At 71.4% G+C, this 16941-nt stretch carries 19 protein-coding genes, 2 pseudogenes and 1 riboswitch; of the genes and pseudogenes, 16 read left to right on the top strand and 5 right to left on the bottom strand.

The features are described from left to right. Window positions 1-18 precede the first annotated feature (18 nt). The 6 genes and pseudogenes from ACWC09_RS07490 to ACWC09_RS07465 all read left to right on the top strand — a co-directional run bounded on the left by ACWC09_RS07490 (window position 19) and on the right by ACWC09_RS07465 (window position 3942). A complete protein-coding gene (locus tag ACWC09_RS07490; RefSeq protein ID WP_450849464.1) occupies window positions 19-381 on the top strand; it encodes a nuclear transport factor 2 family protein in 363 nt (120 codons plus the stop codon). Between the two features lie 108 nt (window positions 382-489). Then, a pseudogene (locus ACWC09_RS07485) lies at window positions 490-1129 on the top strand (MFS transporter); the annotation flags it as partial. 40 nt (window positions 1130-1169) lie between these two features. After that, window positions 1170-1517 carry a hypothetical protein gene (locus ACWC09_RS07480; RefSeq protein WP_450849462.1) on the top strand — a complete coding sequence of 116 codons (348 nt, stop codon included), beginning with the start codon at window positions 1170-1172 and terminating at the stop codon, window positions 1515-1517. A 76-nt stretch (window positions 1518-1593) separates the two neighbouring features. Continuing rightward, a complete protein-coding gene (locus tag ACWC09_RS07475; RefSeq protein ID WP_450849460.1) occupies window positions 1594-1791 on the top strand; it encodes an SDR family oxidoreductase in 198 nt (65 codons plus the stop codon). 75 nt (window positions 1792-1866) lie between these two features. Further along, on the top strand, window positions 1867-2943 hold the full coding sequence (locus tag ACWC09_RS07470) for a DUF3533 domain-containing protein (RefSeq protein WP_450849458.1): 1077 nt from the start codon (window positions 1867-1869) through the stop codon (window positions 2941-2943). A 492-nt stretch (window positions 2944-3435) separates the two neighbouring features. Next, a complete protein-coding gene (locus ACWC09_RS07465; RefSeq protein ID WP_450849456.1) occupies window positions 3436-3942 on the top strand; it encodes a cupin domain-containing protein in 507 nt (168 codons plus the stop codon). Here the strand turns inward: ACWC09_RS07465 and ACWC09_RS07460 are convergent. Then, on the bottom strand, window positions 3915-4169 hold the full coding sequence (locus ACWC09_RS07460) for a zinc ribbon domain-containing protein (RefSeq protein ID WP_450849454.1): 255 nt from the start codon (window positions 4167-4169) through the stop codon (window positions 3915-3917). The genes ACWC09_RS07465 and ACWC09_RS07460 overlap by 28 nt on opposite strands. A gap of 64 nt (window positions 4170-4233) precedes the next feature. Next, a complete protein-coding gene (locus tag ACWC09_RS07455) occupies window positions 4234-4596 on the bottom strand; it encodes a DUF6479 family protein (protein WP_450849452.1) in 363 nt (120 codons plus the stop codon). Between the two features lie 122 nt (window positions 4597-4718). Between ACWC09_RS07455 and ACWC09_RS07450 the strand changes: the two genes are divergently transcribed. Then, entirely contained in the window at window positions 4719-5093 is a 375-nt protein-coding gene (locus ACWC09_RS07450) for a ferredoxin (protein ID WP_450849450.1), read from the top strand. 87 nt (window positions 5094-5180) lie between these two features. Here ACWC09_RS07450 and ACWC09_RS07445 read toward each other — a convergent pair whose 3' ends face one another. Continuing rightward, entirely contained in the window at window positions 5181-5777 is a 597-nt protein-coding gene (locus tag ACWC09_RS07445) for a histidine phosphatase family protein (protein WP_450849448.1), read from the bottom strand. 85 nt (window positions 5778-5862) lie between these two features. Next, a riboswitch (cobalamin riboswitch) is annotated at window positions 5863-6020 on the top strand. 35 nt (window positions 6021-6055) lie between these two features. Between ACWC09_RS07445 and ACWC09_RS07440 the strand changes: the two genes are divergently transcribed. The 7 genes from ACWC09_RS07440 (at window position 6056) to ACWC09_RS07410 (ending at window position 13940) form a co-directional block, all read left to right on the top strand. Beyond that, window positions 6056-6277, top strand: a complete 222-nt coding sequence (locus tag ACWC09_RS07440; protein WP_450849446.1) for a CbtB domain-containing protein — start codon at window positions 6056-6058, stop codon at window positions 6275-6277. A 27-nt stretch (window positions 6278-6304) separates the two neighbouring features. Next, a complete protein-coding gene (locus ACWC09_RS07435; protein ID WP_450849444.1) occupies window positions 6305-7060 on the top strand; it encodes a CbtA family protein in 756 nt (251 codons plus the stop codon). A gap of 145 nt (window positions 7061-7205) precedes the next feature. After that, entirely contained in the window at window positions 7206-8384 is a 1179-nt protein-coding gene (locus ACWC09_RS07430) for an acyl-CoA dehydrogenase family protein (RefSeq protein WP_450849442.1), read from the top strand. 9 nt (window positions 8385-8393) lie between these two features. Beyond that, window positions 8394-9236 carry an oxygenase MpaB family protein gene (locus ACWC09_RS07425; protein ID WP_450849440.1) on the top strand — a complete coding sequence of 281 codons (843 nt, stop codon included), beginning with the start codon at window positions 8394-8396 and terminating at the stop codon, window positions 9234-9236. Window positions 9237-9297: 61 nt separating this feature from the next. Then, window positions 9298-11541, top strand: a complete 2244-nt coding sequence (locus tag ACWC09_RS07420; protein ID WP_450849438.1) for a tetratricopeptide repeat protein — start codon at window positions 9298-9300, stop codon at window positions 11539-11541. A 54-nt stretch (window positions 11542-11595) separates the two neighbouring features. After that, entirely contained in the window at window positions 11596-13164 is a 1569-nt protein-coding gene (locus ACWC09_RS07415) for a phytoene desaturase family protein (protein WP_450849436.1), read from the top strand. Then, a complete protein-coding gene (locus ACWC09_RS07410) occupies window positions 13161-13940 on the top strand; it encodes a class I SAM-dependent methyltransferase (protein WP_450849434.1) in 780 nt (259 codons plus the stop codon). Before ACWC09_RS07415 ends, ACWC09_RS07410 begins: the two co-directional genes overlap by 4 nt. On the opposite strand, the gene ACWC09_RS07405 is transcribed toward ACWC09_RS07410, so the two are convergent. Next, window positions 13923-14513, bottom strand: a complete 591-nt coding sequence (locus tag ACWC09_RS07405) for a TetR/AcrR family transcriptional regulator (protein WP_450849433.1) — start codon at window positions 14511-14513, stop codon at window positions 13923-13925. The genes ACWC09_RS07410 and ACWC09_RS07405 overlap by 18 nt on opposite strands. Before the next feature lie 159 nt (window positions 14514-14672). Between ACWC09_RS07405 and ACWC09_RS07400 the strand changes: the two genes are divergently transcribed. Then, a complete protein-coding gene (locus ACWC09_RS07400) occupies window positions 14673-15692 on the top strand; it encodes an aldo/keto reductase (protein ID WP_450849431.1) in 1020 nt (339 codons plus the stop codon). Between the two features lie 46 nt (window positions 15693-15738). Next, on the top strand, window positions 15739-16620 hold the full coding sequence (locus ACWC09_RS07395; RefSeq protein ID WP_450849429.1) for an LLM class flavin-dependent oxidoreductase: 882 nt from the start codon (window positions 15739-15741) through the stop codon (window positions 16618-16620). Here the strand turns inward: ACWC09_RS07395 and ACWC09_RS07390 are convergent. After that, window positions 16598-16928: pseudogene (locus ACWC09_RS07390) on the bottom strand (ankyrin repeat domain-containing protein). The gene ACWC09_RS07395 and the pseudogene ACWC09_RS07390 sit on opposite strands and share 23 nt — an antisense overlap. Window positions 16929-16941 lie beyond the last annotated feature (13 nt).

Genomic DNA, 16941 nt, shown 5'->3' with positions numbered 1-16941 from the left:
AGCAAGGAAGAAAGAACCATGACCGACCTGAACGACTTCGCGGCCCGCTATATCGCGATGTGGAACGAGCCTGACGCCGAGTTGCGCCGCAAGGCCATCTCCGAACTGTTCGCCCCGGACGCCGCGCACTACACCCCCGCCCAGGAGGTGCACGGCCACGATGAACTCCAGGAGCGCATCACGACGGCCTACGAGAAGTGGGTGAAGCCGGGGGTGTTCGCCTTCCGCGTCGTCCCCAACGCGAACGGCCATCACGACTCCGTGCGCTTCAACTGGGAGATGTACCGCGTCGCGGACGGTGCCTCCGACTCCCGCGGATTCGACTTCATGACCCTGAACGAGCAGGGCCTGATCGTCACGGACTACCAGTTCGTCGACTGACCCTCCCGGGTTCCGGCGGCCGCGGCCGTGCGGCCGGACATCACCCGACGGCGGACACGGGACCACGATGGCTGGAACCCGGGAGCATCAAGGGGCCACGGCATTCGTGTCGTGGTCGCACTGAGCGTCGTGCAGGGCATCGCCCTCGGTGGTGAATGGGGGCGCGACGTTCATGGTCGTCGAGCACGCCGGTGACCGGCGACACGGCCTGTGGCCCAGCTTCACGCAGATGGGCGCGCCGGTGGGTTCGCTGCTGTCCACGCTCGTCGTCACCTTCGTCGCACACTCCCCGACGACCAGTTCCGCTCGTGGGGCTGGCGCGTGCCGTTCCTGTTCAGCGTGGTGACGCCGGCGATCGGCATGTTCGTCAGAGTGCGGCTCGCGGAGAGCCCCGTGTTCGCCGAGGCGAAGCGGGACAGCACGGCGGCCAGGATGCCGATCGCCGAAGTCCTGCGCAAACCAGGTACGTTGCTGCTCGCCAGCTGCATCGGTATTGGCATCTTTCATGGCGAACTCGCTGCTGGTCCGCTACATGATCTCGTACTCCGCGCCCTCCGACCGGATCGGCCGCCGCCCGGTGATGCTCGCCGGGGTGATGAAGCTGGTCGACTCGAAGTCTCCCGGTCTGCTGATCCTCGCCATCGTGCTCGGACGGAGCGTGGCCCAGTGCACGATGTACGCCCCACAGGGGGTCGGCGCGGGGTTCACGCCTGTGATCGTCGGCAGCCTGGTGGCGGCGAACGACGGGTGCCGGCTCGAGCCGGGGCGGTGCCTGCGATCATTCGGCCGTGAGCTATGACCTGGTCGTATGGGATGGTGAGCCGCCGCGCGACAACGACGAAGCGGGCGCGGCCTTCGACGAGCTCTACGAGCGCTACCTGGACTCGGATGACGTGGTGATGGAGCCGTCGCCTCGTATCGGGGCCTACGTCGAGGCGCTCGTCGAGCGGTACCCCGACGATGTCCAGGGCAGTCCCTGGGCATCACCGCCGGTCATCGATGAGGCATCGGGCCCGATCGTCTATCTGCTCATGTCCTACAGCAGGGCTGAGGAAGTATCCGCGTATGCGGCGGCCTTGGCTCGCGAGCATGGACTCATTTGCTTCGATCCGCAGGGAGAAATCCTGCGGATCTGAGCCGCGCATCTCGATCGGCGTGGCTCAAGCAAAGCCGCCATGCCGCCGGTAGGTGAAGTGGTGTTTCGCCACCGAGATGGGGCGACGACTGGGCAGGGCCGCGACCGCCGGCGGCTCGATCGACGACCTGGAGGCGACGTCCCCGTTCGGCCGGGTCTGCCTGCCCGAGGACGTCGCCGGGACGGTCGCCTATCTCGTCTCCGCGGACGCGGGCCATGTCACCGGGCAGACGATCCTGGTCGACGGGGGTGGTTCGGACGTGACGATCTTCTGACCAGCAGCTACGTCCGTGAGCTGCTGCGGGTCCGGGACGACCGTCAGGTTCATCTGCCTGTGCGATCATGCGCGCGTGAACGCACCTTCCCCGCCGTCCCGCGGTTTCGCAGCCGAGTTCAAGGACGCCGTCACGTTCCGGGCCTTCGGGCTCGTGCTCGGCGGCCTGCTCGTCCAGCTCGCCTTCGTCGTGTCCTACGTCGGGGCCTTCCACTCACCCACGCCGCACCGGATACCGGTGGCGGTCGCCGCTCCGCAACAGGCGTCCGCGAAGATCGTCGCCCAGCTCGACGCCCTGGACGGCGACCCGGTCGAGGCCACGGCGGCACCGAGCGCCGCGGCCGCCCGGCAGTGGGTCCTCGCACGGAAGACGGACGCCGCCTTCCTCTTCGACCCGGCGGGCACCAAGGACACCCTCCTGGTCGCCTCGGCGGGCGGGCCGTCGGTGTCGCAGACCGCCACGCAGATCGCCCAGAAGATCGAGGCGGCGGAGAAGCGGCAGATCACCGTGACCGACATCCGGCCCCCGAACGCCGGGGACGGGCGCGGTATGACGTCCTTCTACCTCGTGCTGGGCTGGGTGATCGGCGGCTACCTGACCGCGACGATCATGGGTATGGCGGCGGGTTCCCGGCCCGCCAACCGGCACCGCACCCTGATCCGTCTCGCCGTCCTCGTGGTGTACGCGGCCGTGTCGGGGATCGCCGGAGCGGCCATCGTGGGGCCGGTGTTCGACGCGCTCGGCGGTCACTTCTGGGCCCTGAGCGGCATCGGCGCCCTGGTCGTCCTCGCCTCGGCGGCGACCGCGCTCGCGCTGCAGACCCTGCTGGGTCTCCTGGGCACCGGTGTGGTCGTCCTGCTCTTCGTGGTGCTGGGCAACCCCAGCTCCGGCGGCGTCTACCCGGCGCCACTGCTCCCGTCGTTCTGGAGCGCGATCGGACAGGCCCTGCCGCCGGGCGCCGGTACCACCCTGGTCCGCAACACGGTGTACTTCTCCGGCCATGCCATCACGTCGGCGCTGTGGGTGCTCGGTGCCTACGCGGTGGGCGGCGCGGTGCTCGCCTGGGCGGCCTCCTGGCACCACGAACGCCGACGCCCCGAAGGCACTGCCGCAGAATCCGAACCGACGCCGGAACCCTCCCCCGCCGCCTGACTCACGGCGTGCCTGCGCCGGCGACGACATCCCAGCGCCCGGCGAACAGTTCCTGGACGGCGCCGTCGACTTCGCGGCGGTACGCACGCTGGGGCGGGCCGTGTTCGGTGGTGTGGCCCAGGGGTTCTTCCCGCCGAGGCCTTCATCGCCGCCCTGAGTGTCCGACGGCTCGTGGTGAGGCGCCCGGTTCTCGGTGGTAGGTGTTGTTGAACGCCTGGAGGTCGGGGTGCCGACGGTCGCGGCGATCGCCGGGATGGCGAGTGTGGAGGCGATCAGGAGGTGCCGGGCGGGTTCCAGGCGGCGGCGCCGGATGGGCCATGGCTGTGCGCAGGGCGGGATGCCCGGACCGCTCGCGGTCGGAGGCGTCGGTACTGCGTGCGTCTGCCGCAGCAGACGACCGGCGCCTCATCCAGGCAGGCCGCCTCGCTCATCCCGCCGTGAGCCAGGGTGTCCCCTTGACCTTCTTTTCCGGGCGGCTCTAGCGTCCGAGGCATGAGCGAGCCGCTGACCACGCCCGGCGAAGGTTTCCATCCTCATCTCGGTGACCGTGCAGGCCACCCGGCCACGCCCCTCCGTGCCCGGCTGCACCACATCCGTGCCGACGAACTCGACGGTGACACCGCCCAGACCGGCGGGATGCGCAGGTTCGCCGCCGTCAGCGGCAAGACGGTGGGCTCCGAGAAACTGTGGATGGGCCAGACGCACGTCGCCCCGTCGACCTCGTCCTCGAACCACCACCACGGCGACTCCGAGACCGCCATCCACGTGCTGAGCGGACACCCCGAGTTCGTCTTTCTCGACGACTCCGGCGGCACCCCTGAAGAGGTACGGCTGCGCACCTCTCCCGGCGACTACATCTTCGTCCCTCCGTTCGTGCCGCACCGCGAGGAGAACCCGGATCCCGCCGAGGAAGCCGTGGTGGTCATCGCCCGCAGCACCCAGGAGGCGATCGTCGTCAACCTTCCGCACCTCTACGTCCTGGGGCGCGAAGAGCACTGAACGTGTGCGCGCACGGCATCGCGGGCGCCCTGCGGGTCTCGTTCGCGCACGTCCGCGACGATCTGCTCGTGTCCGGTGCAATGACATGCTCCTCGCCCTGAAGGGCGAGGGATTCTGGCCTTCTCGACTGGTTGCTGTGCCGCTACGGCACGGATTCCGGTCGCGGCGTTGGTGTCCCGGTCGTGGACGGTGCCGCAGGCGGTGCAGGTCCATTCTCGTTCGCGCACAGCGTGTCGTCCGGCTCGGCGAAGCGGGACCCAGCACCATCGGCGACCCGCATGGCGCCGTTCGTCAACGGCCGCCGGACCCGCCGCTGCCGTACGACCCGCTGCTCCCGCCACTCCAGCGCGGCCGCTCCTTCGACGGGGCCGACCGGGTCGGTGAATTGCCGTGGCCGGGCAGCTCGTGCGGGGTCAGCCGGCGGTCACCGCGCGGCACCTCGGCCGGCTCGCGGTTCTCCAGGAGTTCGCGGACCGGGCCCTCGTCCGGGAGCCGGGGCTGTTCGTCCGGGCGCGGCGGAGCGGGCTCGCGGCGCCGGATCCGGGCGCCCAGCACGAAGGCGCCGATCAGCACGGCCACGATCACCACACCGGCCGCGATGAGTCCCAGAGCGGCGGCGCTGCCGGCGGCGAAGACCATCGATGCACTGTTCATGGCCCGCGAGTACCCGGGGCCTCCGGCGTGAACCCGGGTCACCCCGGCCCCGAGGCGGGAGGGCGGTGCAAACCCTGGTGAACGCCGTGTTTGACGCGGTGGGCACCGGCTACCCGAACCGTGTGACTACGACGACATCCCAGCAGGAGCTCTTCCGGTTCCTGGAGGACCGCTTCGCGTGCGCGCAGGCGTGTACCGAGTGCGCTCGGGCGTGTGCTCTGCGCGCGAGCCTCGTGGACCCGGACGGGACGGAGGAGCAGGAACTCGTACGGCGCAAGGGCATCATGTGCGCGGAGGTGTGCGACGCGACCTGCCGTGTGCTGTCCGAGCAGAACCGCCTGGACGAGGCCGGCATCCGCATCCAGGTGGAGTGGTGCCGCACCGTGTGCCTGGAGTGCGCGCACGCCTTCGACCGGCTGGCGGGCGCCGAGGACGGCGCGAAGGCCTGCCGCGAGTGCGCACGGGCGTGCACGGACTTCCTGGGCACGCTGAACTGACGCACGCGGGCGGGCCGTGGCGCGCCGCCCAATCCGAAACGCCGTCCAATCCGCGCCGCTTGATCCGCGCTGCCCAATCCGTGCCGCTCAATCCGCGCCGCCGAGCGGTCGCCCGATCCGTACGTTCCACCGCCCCACCCTGCCGCTGAGTTCGACAGCGGTCAGTGGTGGCACGTCCGTACGCCAGAACGCCGACTCGGGTGCGCCCAGGCCCCGTACCACCGCGGCCCGCACCACCTCGGGCTCGACCACGGCCACCGTGCGGCCCATGTACCGCGTCGCCGACTCCAGCCACTGGGCCACCCGGTCGCACACCGCCCGCACCGACTCCCCGCCGTGCGGTGCCGAGTCCGGGTCGGCCAGCCAGCGGACCAGCGCATCCGGCTCCCGCTCGCCCACCTCCGCCAGCGTCGCCCCGCGCCAGCGGCCCGCGTCCAGTCCCGCCAACTCGGGCACGGACACTGCGTCGAGGCCCAGCGCGGCGGCCGTCTCCCGGCAGCGCACGGTGGGGGAGGACAAGGCCCGGTCCGGCACCGGGAGCGTGTCGGCCGCCGCCTGCGCCTGCCGCAGCCCGGAGGTGTCCAGGGAGCAGCCGTCGTCGAAGCGCGCCTCCCGCAGGGCCGCCGTGAGCGCAGGTGAGATCAAGATCACTCGGCTCGTCCTGCGCTCGTTCCCGGGCTGCATATTGCTCCAAGTCCCTTGATCAGACGGGGGAAACGGCTCACCTGGGGCGCTTACCGCGCCCCTACGCGCTCTTGGCCGCACCTCGGCTTCGCGGTACCTTCACGGACGATATCGACGATCGATATCGACGACGGCACAGCGGAAGCCGGTGAGAAGCCGGCACGGTCGCGCCACTGTAAGCCGGGCCCGCACCCTCGGTGCGGGCTGGGTGAGTCAGACCCGCCCCGTCGTCCTGTGCACCACCGAAACGGGACGCGAGTTCCCCAGGAGGGCCTGCCATGGCGCAGTCTGTCGCTCAGCCGACCACCACTCCCACCGTCGTACCGGCGAAGCTGCCGATCGGCGCGATCGTCCCCTGGGCGGTCTTTTTCGGCATCCTGATGCTGGTCCTGCTCTACTTCGTCGGCGCCGAGCAGGGCGCCACCTCCGTGATGAGCGGATCCGACGTCCATGAGTGGGTGCACGACGCCCGCCATCTGCTCGGCTTCCCCTGCCACTGACGGCTGCCAGGAAGCACGTACGAGCCCATGAACTCCGCAACCGTCCGCAACCTCCTGGTGCGCGGCATGCTCGCGGGACTCGCCGCGGGCCTGCTCGCCCTGGTCGTCGCCTACTTCCTCGGTGAACCGCGCGTCGACGCGGCCATCGCCTACGAAGACGCGCACTCGCACGAGCACGGCATGGAAGTCGTCAGCCGCACGATGCAGTCCACCGCGGGCCTTGCCACCGGTGTCCTCGTCTACGGCGTCGCGTTCGGCGGCATCGCCGCCCTCTCGTACTGCTTCGCCCTGGGCCGCATCGGCCGCTTCGGACCGCGCGCGAGCGCGCTGCTCCTGGCGGTCGCCGGCCTGATCGCCGTGTACGTCGTGCCCTTCCTGAAGTACCCCGCCAACCCGCCGTCCGTCGGCGACCCCGGCACCATCGGCAAGCGCACCACCCTGTACTTCCTGATGGTGCTGCTCAGCGTGCTGCTCGCGATCGCCACCGTGATCCTGGGCAAGCGCCTCGCACCCCGTCTGGGCAACTGGAACGCGACGCTCGCCGCCGGGGCGTTCTTCGTCCTCGTCGTCGGGCTCGCCTACGCGTTCCTGCCGTCCGTCAACGAAGTCCCGAAGGGATTCTCGGCCACCCTGCTCTGGCAGTTCCGCCTGGCGGCCCTGGCCGTCCAGCTCACTCTGTGGACATCCTTCGGGCTGCTCTTCGGGCTGCTGGCGGAGCGCGTGCTGGCTCCGAAACCGGTGCGAGCCACCAGCGTCACCGAGGCAACTCCCGTCCCGCACTGAGCATTTCACCGGAAAGGGCCCCTGGAATTCGCCGATGGGCCGTCGGCGACCAGGGGCCCTTTCCCTGTCCCTCGCCATTCCCAATTTCTGGAACACGTTCTACCGTGTGCGCCGTCAGGACCGGCCTGGGATGCCTGGAGGCGCCGTGCACCTCGAATACACGCCCGAGCAGCAGCGGTTGCGCACCGAACTGCGTGCCTACTTCGCCGAGCTGGTGCCCGACAACGCCTACGCCCGGCACGGCGATCCGGCCGCGCAGAAGCGCTTCTACCGCGCGACCATCCGGCGCCTCGGCACGGACGGCTGGCTCGGCGTGGGGTGGCCCAAGGAGTACGGCGGGCGCGGGCTGACGGCGATGGAGCAGTTCATCTTCTTCGACGAGGCCGCCCAGGCCGGTGTCCCGCTGCCGCTGATGGCGCTCAACACGGTCGGGCCGACGATCATGCAGTTCGGCACGGACGAGCAGAAGGCGTACTTCCTGCCGAAGGTCCTGGCCGGCGAGATCGACTTCGCGATCGGCTACAGCGAGCCGGACGCCGGCACCGACCTGGCCTCGCTCAAGACGCGCGCGGTGCGCGACGGCGACGAGTACGTCGTCAACGGACAGAAGATCTGGACGACCAACGGCGACACCGCCGACTGGGTGTGGCTCGCCACCCGCACCGACCCGGACGCCCCGCCGCACAAGGGCATCACCATGCTCCTGGTCCCCACCACCGACCCCGGCTACTCCTGCACCGTCATCACCACCCTCGCCTCCCACGACACCACCGCCAGCTACTACGAGGACATCCGCGTCCCCGTCTCCCGCCGCGTCGGCGCCGAGAACCAGGGCTGGCGGCTGATCACCAACCAGCTCAACCATGAGCGCGTCACCCTCGCCGCCCACGGCACCATGGCGATCCGCGCCCTGCACGACGTCCAGCGCTGGGCCATGGAGACCAAACTCGCCGACGGCCACCGCGTGATCGACCTGCCCTGGGTGCGCCGCCGCCTCGCCCAGACCCATGTGAAGCTCGACGCGATGAAGCTCCTCAACTGGCAGATGGTCAACGCCGTCCAGGAGGGCACCCTCACCCCGCAGGACGCCTCCGCGGTCAAGGTCCACGGCTCCGAGGTGCGCCGGGACGCCTACGCCTGGCTGATGGAGATCGTCGGCGCGGTGGGCGAGTTGAAGGAGGGCTCGGCGGGCGCGGTGCTCCACGGCGAGCTGGAGCGCGGCTACCGCTCGGCCGTCATCTTCACCTTCGGCGGCGGCAACAACGAGATCCAGCGGGAGATCATCTCGTGGATCGGTCTGGGGATGCCGCGCGTACGGCGTTAGCCTGCCGGTATGGGTGATCCCGGGCTGTTCACGCCGACGTCGGTGACCTGGCAGATGCACGGCGACCCGATGATGTGGGTCGCCGGGATCCGCGCGCTCTATCTCCAGGCGCTGCACCCCCGCGCGGTGCGCGGCGTCATGCAGAACTCCGACTTCCGCAAGGACGCCTGGGGCCGGTTGATGCGGACCGCGAACTTCGTCGGCACCATCACCTACGACACCACGGAGGCCGCCGAACGCGCCGGCGCCCGCGTCCGGAAGATCCACACCATGCTGTCGGCGACCGACCCGGACACGGGGGAGCGGTACGGCGTCGACGAACCCGAGCTGCTGCTGTGGGTGCACTGCGCCGAGATCGACTCCTATCTGCAGGTCGCACGCCGCTCCGGCCTCCGGCTCACCGACGCCGAGGCCGACCGCTACATCGGCGAACAGCGCGAGAGCGCGCGGCTGGTGGGCCTCGACCCGGACGCCGTACCGGCCGACCAGGAGGAGATGAACGCCTACTTCGAGAAGATCCGGCCCGAACTCGCCGTCGGACCGGAGGCACGCGAAGTGGACGACTTCCTCCTCCGGCCGCCGACGCATCCCCTCCTGGTCCCGGCGCGCGAGGTGCTGTGGCGGCGCGTGGCACATCTGGCGTACGCCGCCCTGCCGCCGTACGCTCACGAGTTGTACGGCAGACCCGCCCCGAAACCCGGGACCGTCACCCTGCAACTGCGTGCCACGGGCAACCTGCTGCGCTGCGTTCCCGCACGTGTGCGCTGGCAACTCCCGCCCAAACACATTCTTCGCGCGATGGCACGGCTCGGCCCCGGCTCCCGCCCGGCCCCGTACAAACTCGGACGATAGCTCGCCATACTGGACGAGCCAGGGGTGGGCGGGGCGAACCGTACGGGGGCGATCGCAGACGATGGGGGACAGCAGGCTGATCCAGGGCCGGTACCGGCTGCTCGACCTGATCGGGCGGGGCGGTATGGGCGAGGTGTGGCGGGCCCGGGACGAGTCGCTCGGTCGGCAGGTCGCCGTGAAGTGCCTCAAGCCGCTCGGCCCGCACCACGACCAGGCGTTCACCAGAGTCCTGCGCGAGCGCTTCCGCCGGGAGGCCCGGGTGGCCGCCGCCCTCTCGCACCGCGGGGTGACCGTGGTCCACGACTTCGGCGAGGCGGACGGCATCCTCTACCTGGTCATGGAGCTCCTGGAGGGCCGCAACCTCAGCCAGCTCCTGGAGGACAACAAGCACCACCCGCTGCCCGTCGGTGACGTCGTGGACATCGCCGACCAGGTCTCCTCCGCCCTCGCCTACACCCACCAGCAGGGCATCGTGCACCGCGACCTGAAGCCCGCCAACATCATGCGGCTCACCGAGGGCACGGTGAAGATCTGCGACTTCGGCATCGCCCGCCTCGGCCACGACATCGGCTTCACCTCCCGGCTGACCGGCACGGGCATCGCGATGGGAACCCCGCACTACATGTCGCCGGAGCAGATCGGCGGCTCGGAGGTCGACCAGCGCAGCGACCTGTACTCGCTGGGGTGCGTGCTGTACGAGATCGCCACCGGGGCGCCGCCGTTCGACCTCGACGACGCGTGGGCGATCCTGGTCGGCCACCGGGACACCCCGCCGCGGCCCCCGCGCAGCCAGCGGGCCGAACTCCCGGAGTACCTCGAGAAGATCATCCTGGACCTGCTGGCCAAGCGTCCCGAGCAACGTCCGCACGACGCGCGGGAGCTGGCCCGCAGGATCAGTCTGGGCCGCACGACACCGACGTACGTGCCGACCGTCGTCACCCCCCAGCCGACCTTCCGCCCGCCCGAGCAGGAGCCCTCGCGCGAGCCCCGCCTGCCGTCCTGGACCCGCGGCATGACCACCGGCCACAAGGCGACCGGCGCCGGTCTGAGCACCACACCGCCGGACGCCGGGGCCGGTCTGACCGGCGAGTGGATCGCCCCGCCCGCCGCAGGACGGCCCGACGATCCCGCGCCGGACCAGCCGTCGGCTCCCTCCCCGCAGACCCTCACCGCCCTGGCCGGACGGCACAACGCCGGGCTCAGCCTCGGGCGCCTGGGCCGCTGGAAGGAGGCCGGCGAGGTGCACCGCGCGGTCGCCGCCGAGCGCGGCCACCTGCTCGGCCCGGACCACCCCGACACCCTCGCCAGCCGCTACGAGATCGCCTTCACCCTCAGCCGCACGGGCCGGGCCGCCGACGCGCTGCAGGAGTACAAGTTCGTGGCCGCGGCCCGGACCCGGGCGCTCGGCGCCGACCACCCCGACACGCTCGCCGCCCGCCAGGAAATGGCGTACGTGCTGGGCCAGCTGGGCCGTCACTTCGACGCGCATCAGGTGTACACCTCGGTGCTCGCCGCCCGCGAGCGCGGCATGGGCCCGGACCATCCCGACACCCTGCGCTGCCGCCACAACCTCGCCTTCAACCTCAGTCGGCTGGGCCGCCTGGAGGACTCGTACCGGATGGCCTGCGACGTGGCCGCCGCGCGTGCCCGCGTGCTCGGCCCCGAGCACCCCGACACCCTGGTCACCCGCTACGAAGTCGCCTACGCACTCGGCCAGTTGGGCCGCTGGCCCGAGGCCCTGCAGACCTACCGCGAAGTCGCCGAGGCCCGCGCCCAGGCGCTCGGCCCCGACCATGCCGACACCCTCGCCGCCCGCTACGAGGTCGGCATCAGCCTCGGCCGTCTCGGCCGCAGCGGAGAGGCCCTGATCCTCTACCGCGAGCTGATCGAGGACCGTACCCGCGTCCAGGGCCCCACCCACCCCGAGACCCTGCGCGCCCGCCACGGCCTCGGGGTCAACCTGGGGCGCCTGGGCCGCTGGGAGGAGGCGCTGGCCGAGTCCCGGGACGTGTGCGCCATCCGCGAGCGCGTCCTCGGGCCCGATCACCCGGACACCCTGGTCAGCCGCCGCGAGGTCGCCGTCGGCCTCGGCTGGCTGGGCCGCTGGGCCGACGCCCTGACCGAGTACCGGCGGGTGGCCGCCGCCCGGGAGCGCGTCCTGGGCCCCGAGCACCCCGACACCCTCGCCAGCCGCAATGACGAGGCCCACTGCCTGGAGCAGCTCGGGCGCGGCGCCGAGGCCGTCGAGCTGTACCGCAGGGTCGCGGTGCTGCGCCAGCAGCAGCGGGCGTCCGGCGGGCACTGACTCCGAGGCCGTCCCCCTCTGGCCGACCTAGATCATCACGTGTTACGAAGAACCATGACCGCACACGAGGGACACCGCACCTACGACGCCGTCGTCGTCGGCGGAGGCCACAACGGCCTGGTCGCCGCCGCCTATCTGGCCCGGGCCGGACGCTCCGTACTGGTCCTGGAGCGCCTCGACCACACCGGGGGTGCCGCGGTCTCCACGCGGCCCTTCGCCGGCGTGGACGCACGGCTGTCGCGCTACTCGTACCTGGTCAGCCTGCTCCCGAAGAAGATCGTGCGGGACCTGGGCCTCGCCTTCCGGGTCCGCGGCCGCACCATCTCGTCGTACACCCCCGTGGAGCGCGACGGCCGCCCCACCGGGCTCCTGGTCGGCGGGGGCGAGCGGCGCACCCGGGAGGCCTTCGCCCGGCTCACCGGCTCCGAGCGCGAGTACGAGGCCTGGCAGCGGTTCTACGGCATGACCGGCCGCGTCGCCGAGCGCGTCTTCCCGACCCTCACCGAGCCGCTGCCCAGCCGCGACGAACTGCGCCGCCGCGTCGACGACGAGGAGGCCTGGCGGACTCTGTTCGAGGACCCGATCGGCGTCGCGATCGAGGACCGCTTCGCCGACGACCTCGTCCGGGGCGTGGTCCTCACGGACGCCCTGATCGGCACCTTCGCCGACGCCCACGACCCCTCGCTGGCCCAGAACCGCTGCTTCCTCTACCACGTCATCGGCGGCGGAACCGGCGCCTGGGACGTCCCGGTCGGCGGCATGGGCGCGCTGACCGACGCCCTGGCCGCGGCGGCCAGGGACGCGGGCGCGGTCATCGCCACCGGCCACGAGGCCGTACGGATCGACACGGACGGCGCAGCCGCCGAGATCACGTACCGCACGTCGGACGGAGAAGGCGTCGCCGCCGCCCGGCACGTCCTCGTCAACGCCTCCCCGCAGGCCCTGGCCGAGCTCACCTCGGACGCGCCTCCCACGCCCGCCGAGGGCGCCCAGCTCAAGGTGAACATGCTGCTCGAGCGGCTGCCCAGGCTCCGCGACGAGTCGGTCGACCCGCGCGAGGCGTTCTCCGGCACCTTCCACATCGCCGAGGGCTACGAACAGCTGGCCACCGCCCACGCGCAGGCCGACGCCGGCCAACTCCCCGCCGCCCCGCCCTCCGAGATCTACTGCCACTCCCTCACCGATCCGTCGATCCTCGGCCCCGACCTGGTCGAGCAGGGCTACCAGACCCTCACCCTCTTCGGCCTGCACACCCCGGCGCGACTCTTCGACCGGGACAACGACTCGGTACGCGAGGAACTCCTCAAGGCGACTCTCGCGCAGCTCGACGCCCACCTCGCCGAGCCTCTCGCCGACTGCCTGGCCGTCGACGCCGACGGCCGTCCGTGCATCGAGGCGAAGACCCCGCTCGACCTGGAGCGCGACCTGCGCCTGCCCGGCGGCAACATCTTCCACCGTGCTCTGGCCTGGCCCTACTCCCAGGAGGGCAGCGGCCGTTGGGGCGTGGAGACGCGGCACGCGAACGTGCTGCTGTGCGGAGCGGGCGCGGTGCGCGGCGGGGGAGTGAGCGGGGTGCCGGGGCACAACGCGGCGATGGCCGTGCTGGAAGCGACCGGCGAGTGACCTCCTCGGCGCGGGACTTCTACGACTCGCTGGCCCCCGACTACCACCGGATCTTCCCGGACTGGGACGCGAGCATGACCCGCCAGGCCGACGCGCTGGACGGCCTGATCAGCCGTCAACTCGGCCCAGGACCACACCGGTTGCTGGACTGCGCCTGTGGAATCGGCACCCAGGCGATCGGGCTCGCACGGGCCGGACACCGGGTGATGGGCAGCGATCTGAGCCCCGTGGCCGCGGCACGGGCCGGGACGGAAGCCGGGACGCGTGGTGTCGACCTGGCGACGGTGGCCGCCGACATGCGTCAACTGCCCTTCGGAGCGGGCCTCTTCGATGTGGTCGTCTCCGCCGACAACTCGATCGCCCACCTGCTGACCGAGTCCGACCTACGGGCGGCCCTGCGCGAGATGCGGCGGGTGCTGCGGGACGGCGGGCTGCTCCTGCTCACCCTCCGGGACTACGCAGAAGTCCGCCGGACCCGCCCCGCGTCCACGGCGCCCCAGGTGTCGTACGACTCCGAGGGCCGGTCGATCACCTTCCAGCTCTGGCACTGGCGCGACGACGGCGAGCACTACGACCAGGAGTACTTCCAGCTCGTGCCCGACGGGGCGGGGTGGGAGGTGCGGGTCCGCCGAGCCACCTCCTGGGCGCTTGCCCCGGAGCAGGTGACGGATGCCGCCGCCGCGGCCGGCTTCACCGACCTCGTCTGGCACGCCCCGGACACCAGCGGCTTCTACCAGCCGGTGCTGACCGGCAGGCGGTCAGTCGACCCGGCGTAGCCCCGCGACCAGCAGCTCGACCAGTCGGCGGGCGTCGTACCGGGCGTCGGTCTCCGCGCCGATGCAGAGGTTGCCGACGCCGCGCATCAGCTCGTAGGCCTGGAGGCCGGGGCGGATCTCGCCGGCGGCCACCGCGGCGTCGAGCAGCTCGGCGCACACCGGCACCAGGCGGTCGAGGAAGTACGCGTGCAGGGTCTCGAAGCCGGTGTTGTCGGACTGCAGGACACCGGCGAGTCCGTGCTTGGTGACCAGGAAGTCGACGAACCGGTCGATCCATCGCGCCAGCGCGGCATGCGGGGTCGGGCTGCTCGCCAGCAGGGCCGGGCCGGCCTCGGCGCAGGCCTCGACCTGGTGCCGGTAGACGGCGACGATGAGATCCGCGCGGGTGGGGAAGTGCCGGTAGATCGTGCCCATCCCCACGCCGGCCTTGGCCGCGATGTCACGCACCGGGGCCTCCACGCCCGACGTGACGAAGACCGCGGCGGCCGCGTCCAGCAGCGTCTTCTCGTTGCGCCGGGCGTCCGTCCGCTTGGGCCGGGGCGTGCGCCCCGCGCTCTCGTCGCTGTCGGTCACCGGACGTTCCCTCCGTCATCGTGCTTGCAAAAACGGAACGGTGTTCCGTATCGTCGTTTCCGGAACAAGGTTCCGCTTCGGTCATGATGCCAGAGCGCGAGCCCTGTCACCAGCCATGCCTCTCTTCCCCCTCTTCGTCCGTAACGGAGGAACACCGTCATGCAGTACCGCACCTTGGGCCACACCGGTGTGCAGGTCAGCTCCCTCGCGCTCGGCGCGATGAACTTCGGCAGGATCGGGCGCACCACACAGGACGAGGCCACCGCCCTCGTCGACGCCGCCCTGGAGGCCGGGATCAACCTCATCGACACCGCCGACATGTACAGCGCCGGCGAGTCGGAGGAGATGGTCGGCAAGGCCGTCGCCGGGCGCCGGGACGACATCGTGCTGGCCACGAAGGCGGCCATGCCGATGGGCGAGGAGCGCAACCACCAGGGCGGCTCGCGCCGTTGGCTGGTCACCGCGCTGGAGGACAGCCTGCGCCGGCTCGGCGTCGACCATGTCGACCTCTACCAGATCCACCGCTGGGACCCGAACACCAGCGATGAGGAGACGCTGTCGGCGCTCACCGACCTCCAACGGGCCGGAAAGATCCGCTACTTCGGCTCCTCGACCTTCCCCGCCCACCGGATCGTGCAGTCCCAGTGGGCGGCTCGCGCACACCACTTGGGCCGATACGTCACCGAACAGCCCAGCTACTCGATCCTGCAGCGCGGTGTCGAGGCCCATGTCCTGCCCGTGGCCGAGGAGTACGGGCTCGGGGTGCTGGTGTGGAGCCCGCTGGCCTCGGGCTGGCTGTCGGGCGCGGTCCGCGAGGGCCGGGAGGTCACGACCAGCCGCTCGGCGTTCATGCCGGACCGCTTCGACCTGACCCTCCCGTACAACCGGGCCAGGCTCGACGCCGTCGAACGGCTGGCCAAGGTCGCCGACGAGGCGGGCCTGACCCTGATTGAGCTCGCCCTCGGCTTCGTGACCGCGCACCCCGCCGTCACCGCTGCGCTCATCGGCCCGCGCACCCTGGACCACCTCAACGCGCAGCTGGCCGCCGCCGACACCGTGCTCTCCGCGGACGTCCTGGACGCGATCGACGAGATCGTCGCGCCAGGCACCGACCTGGCCGCGCACGAGAAGTTCGACACCCCGCCCGCGCTGCTCGACCCGTCACTGCGACGCCGCTGAAGACCCCTGAGGCCGACCACTCCCTGCGGAAAGGACCACCCCCCCCATGACGCCCGCACCCCGCCCCAGCTTCGGGATCATGACCGCACCCATGCAGGTCGCCTACCAGGACGTCCTGCGGGTCTGGCGCGAGGCGGACGCGATCCAGGAGATCGAGCACGCCTGGCTGTTCGACCACCTCATGCCGATCGCCGGCGACCCGGACGGGCCGATCCATGAGGGCTGGACGCTGCTCTCGGCCCTCGCCGCCCAGACCCGCCGACTGCGGCTCGGTCTGCTGGTGACCAGCAACCGCTTCCGCCCGCCCGCGATGCTGGCCAAGATCGCCACGACCGTCGACATCGTCTCCGACGGCCGCCTGGACTTCGGCATCGGCGTCGGCTCACGCCCGCACCCGCCCGAGGCCCACCGCGAGTACGGGGCCCACGGCCTGCCCTTCCACGACACCGCCCACGCCGTGGAGAGCCTCGCGGAGGCCCTCACGGTGATACGACGTCTGTGGACCGAGGAGAAACCGTTCGACCACGACGGCCCCCACATCCACCTCACCGGAGCGTTCGGCAACCCCAAACCCGTCCAGCGCCCGCACCCCCCGATCCTCGTCGGCGGCCGCTCCTCCGCAACGCTCCGCCTGGTCGCCGAACACGCCGACCTGTGGAACATCCCGGGCGGCGACATCGAGGACGTCACCCGCCGCAGCGCCCTCCTGGACCGCTACTGCGCCGAGATCGGCCGCGATCCCGCGTCCATCACGCGCTCGATCCACCTGCCCGTCTCCTACGAACGCCCCGGCGACACGCGGCACGCGATTGCGCAGGCGATCGACGCCGGTTTCCGGCACATCGTCCTTGGTCTGTCGGCGCCCTATCCCGCCGGGGTCGCTCGATGGGTCGCGGACGAGCTGATCACCGGGCGCCCGCCGCGGTGAGGAGAGCGGCGACTTCGGGGTGCGGGCCGTTGCCCGCCCACTGCAGAGGGGACCGGCCCGTGCCGTGGTCCTCCCGGCGGCCGGGATCAGCGCCGTATGCCAACAGCACCCGCACCGTCCGGGTGTGGCCCCAGCAAGCGGCTGCGCACAACGGAGTGCCCTCCGCGCCGATTCCGCTGCTTTCCGCATCAGGCGAGGCGCCGGCCGCCGGCCCCGGCCCGCGGAATTGCCCTCATGCGGGCGGAGTCACCCGCCTGAATCGCGTCGAAGAGGCGACGTGAGAGCCTTATCTGCCGGCGTCGGTTCACAGCGGCCGAGGTG

The organism is Streptomyces sp. NPDC001617, from assembly GCF_053596855.1.
Note: the sequence above shows the minus strand (reverse complement) of the source record. Positions and strands in the feature narration are given on the sequence as shown.

Excerpts from the sequence above, each read along its gene's own strand:
- ACWC09_RS07490 (WP_450849464.1), top strand. The coding sequence starts at position 19 with ATGACCGACCTGAACGACTTCGCGGCCCGCTATATCGCGATGTGGAAC.
- ACWC09_RS07395 (WP_450849429.1), top strand. The coding sequence starts at position 15,739 with ATGACGCCCGCACCCCGCCCCAGCTTCGGGATCATGACCGCACCCATG.
- ACWC09_RS07420 (WP_450849438.1), top strand. The coding sequence starts at position 9,298 with ATGGGGGACAGCAGGCTGATCCAGGGCCGGTACCGGCTGCTCGACCTG.
- ACWC09_RS07465 (WP_450849456.1), top strand. The coding sequence starts at position 3,436 with ATGAGCGAGCCGCTGACCACGCCCGGCGAAGGTTTCCATCCTCATCTC.
- ACWC09_RS07400 (WP_450849431.1), top strand. The coding sequence starts at position 14,673 with ATGCAGTACCGCACCTTGGGCCACACCGGTGTGCAGGTCAGCTCCCTC.
- ACWC09_RS07475 (WP_450849460.1), top strand. The coding sequence starts at position 1,594 with ATGGGGCGACGACTGGGCAGGGCCGCGACCGCCGGCGGCTCGATCGAC.
- ACWC09_RS07445 (WP_450849448.1), bottom strand. The coding sequence starts at position 5,777 with ATGCAGCCCGGGAACGAGCGCAGGACGAGCCGAGTGATCTTGATCTCA.
- ACWC09_RS07440 (WP_450849446.1), top strand. The coding sequence starts at position 6,056 with ATGGCGCAGTCTGTCGCTCAGCCGACCACCACTCCCACCGTCGTACCG.
- ACWC09_RS07415 (WP_450849436.1), top strand. The coding sequence starts at position 11,596 with ATGACCGCACACGAGGGACACCGCACCTACGACGCCGTCGTCGTCGGC.
- ACWC09_RS07425 (WP_450849440.1), top strand. The coding sequence starts at position 8,394 with ATGGGTGATCCCGGGCTGTTCACGCCGACGTCGGTGACCTGGCAGATG.
- ACWC09_RS07435 (WP_450849444.1), top strand. The coding sequence starts at position 6,305 with ATGAACTCCGCAACCGTCCGCAACCTCCTGGTGCGCGGCATGCTCGCG.
- ACWC09_RS07455 (WP_450849452.1), bottom strand. The coding sequence starts at position 4,596 with ATGAACAGTGCATCGATGGTCTTCGCCGCCGGCAGCGCCGCCGCTCTG.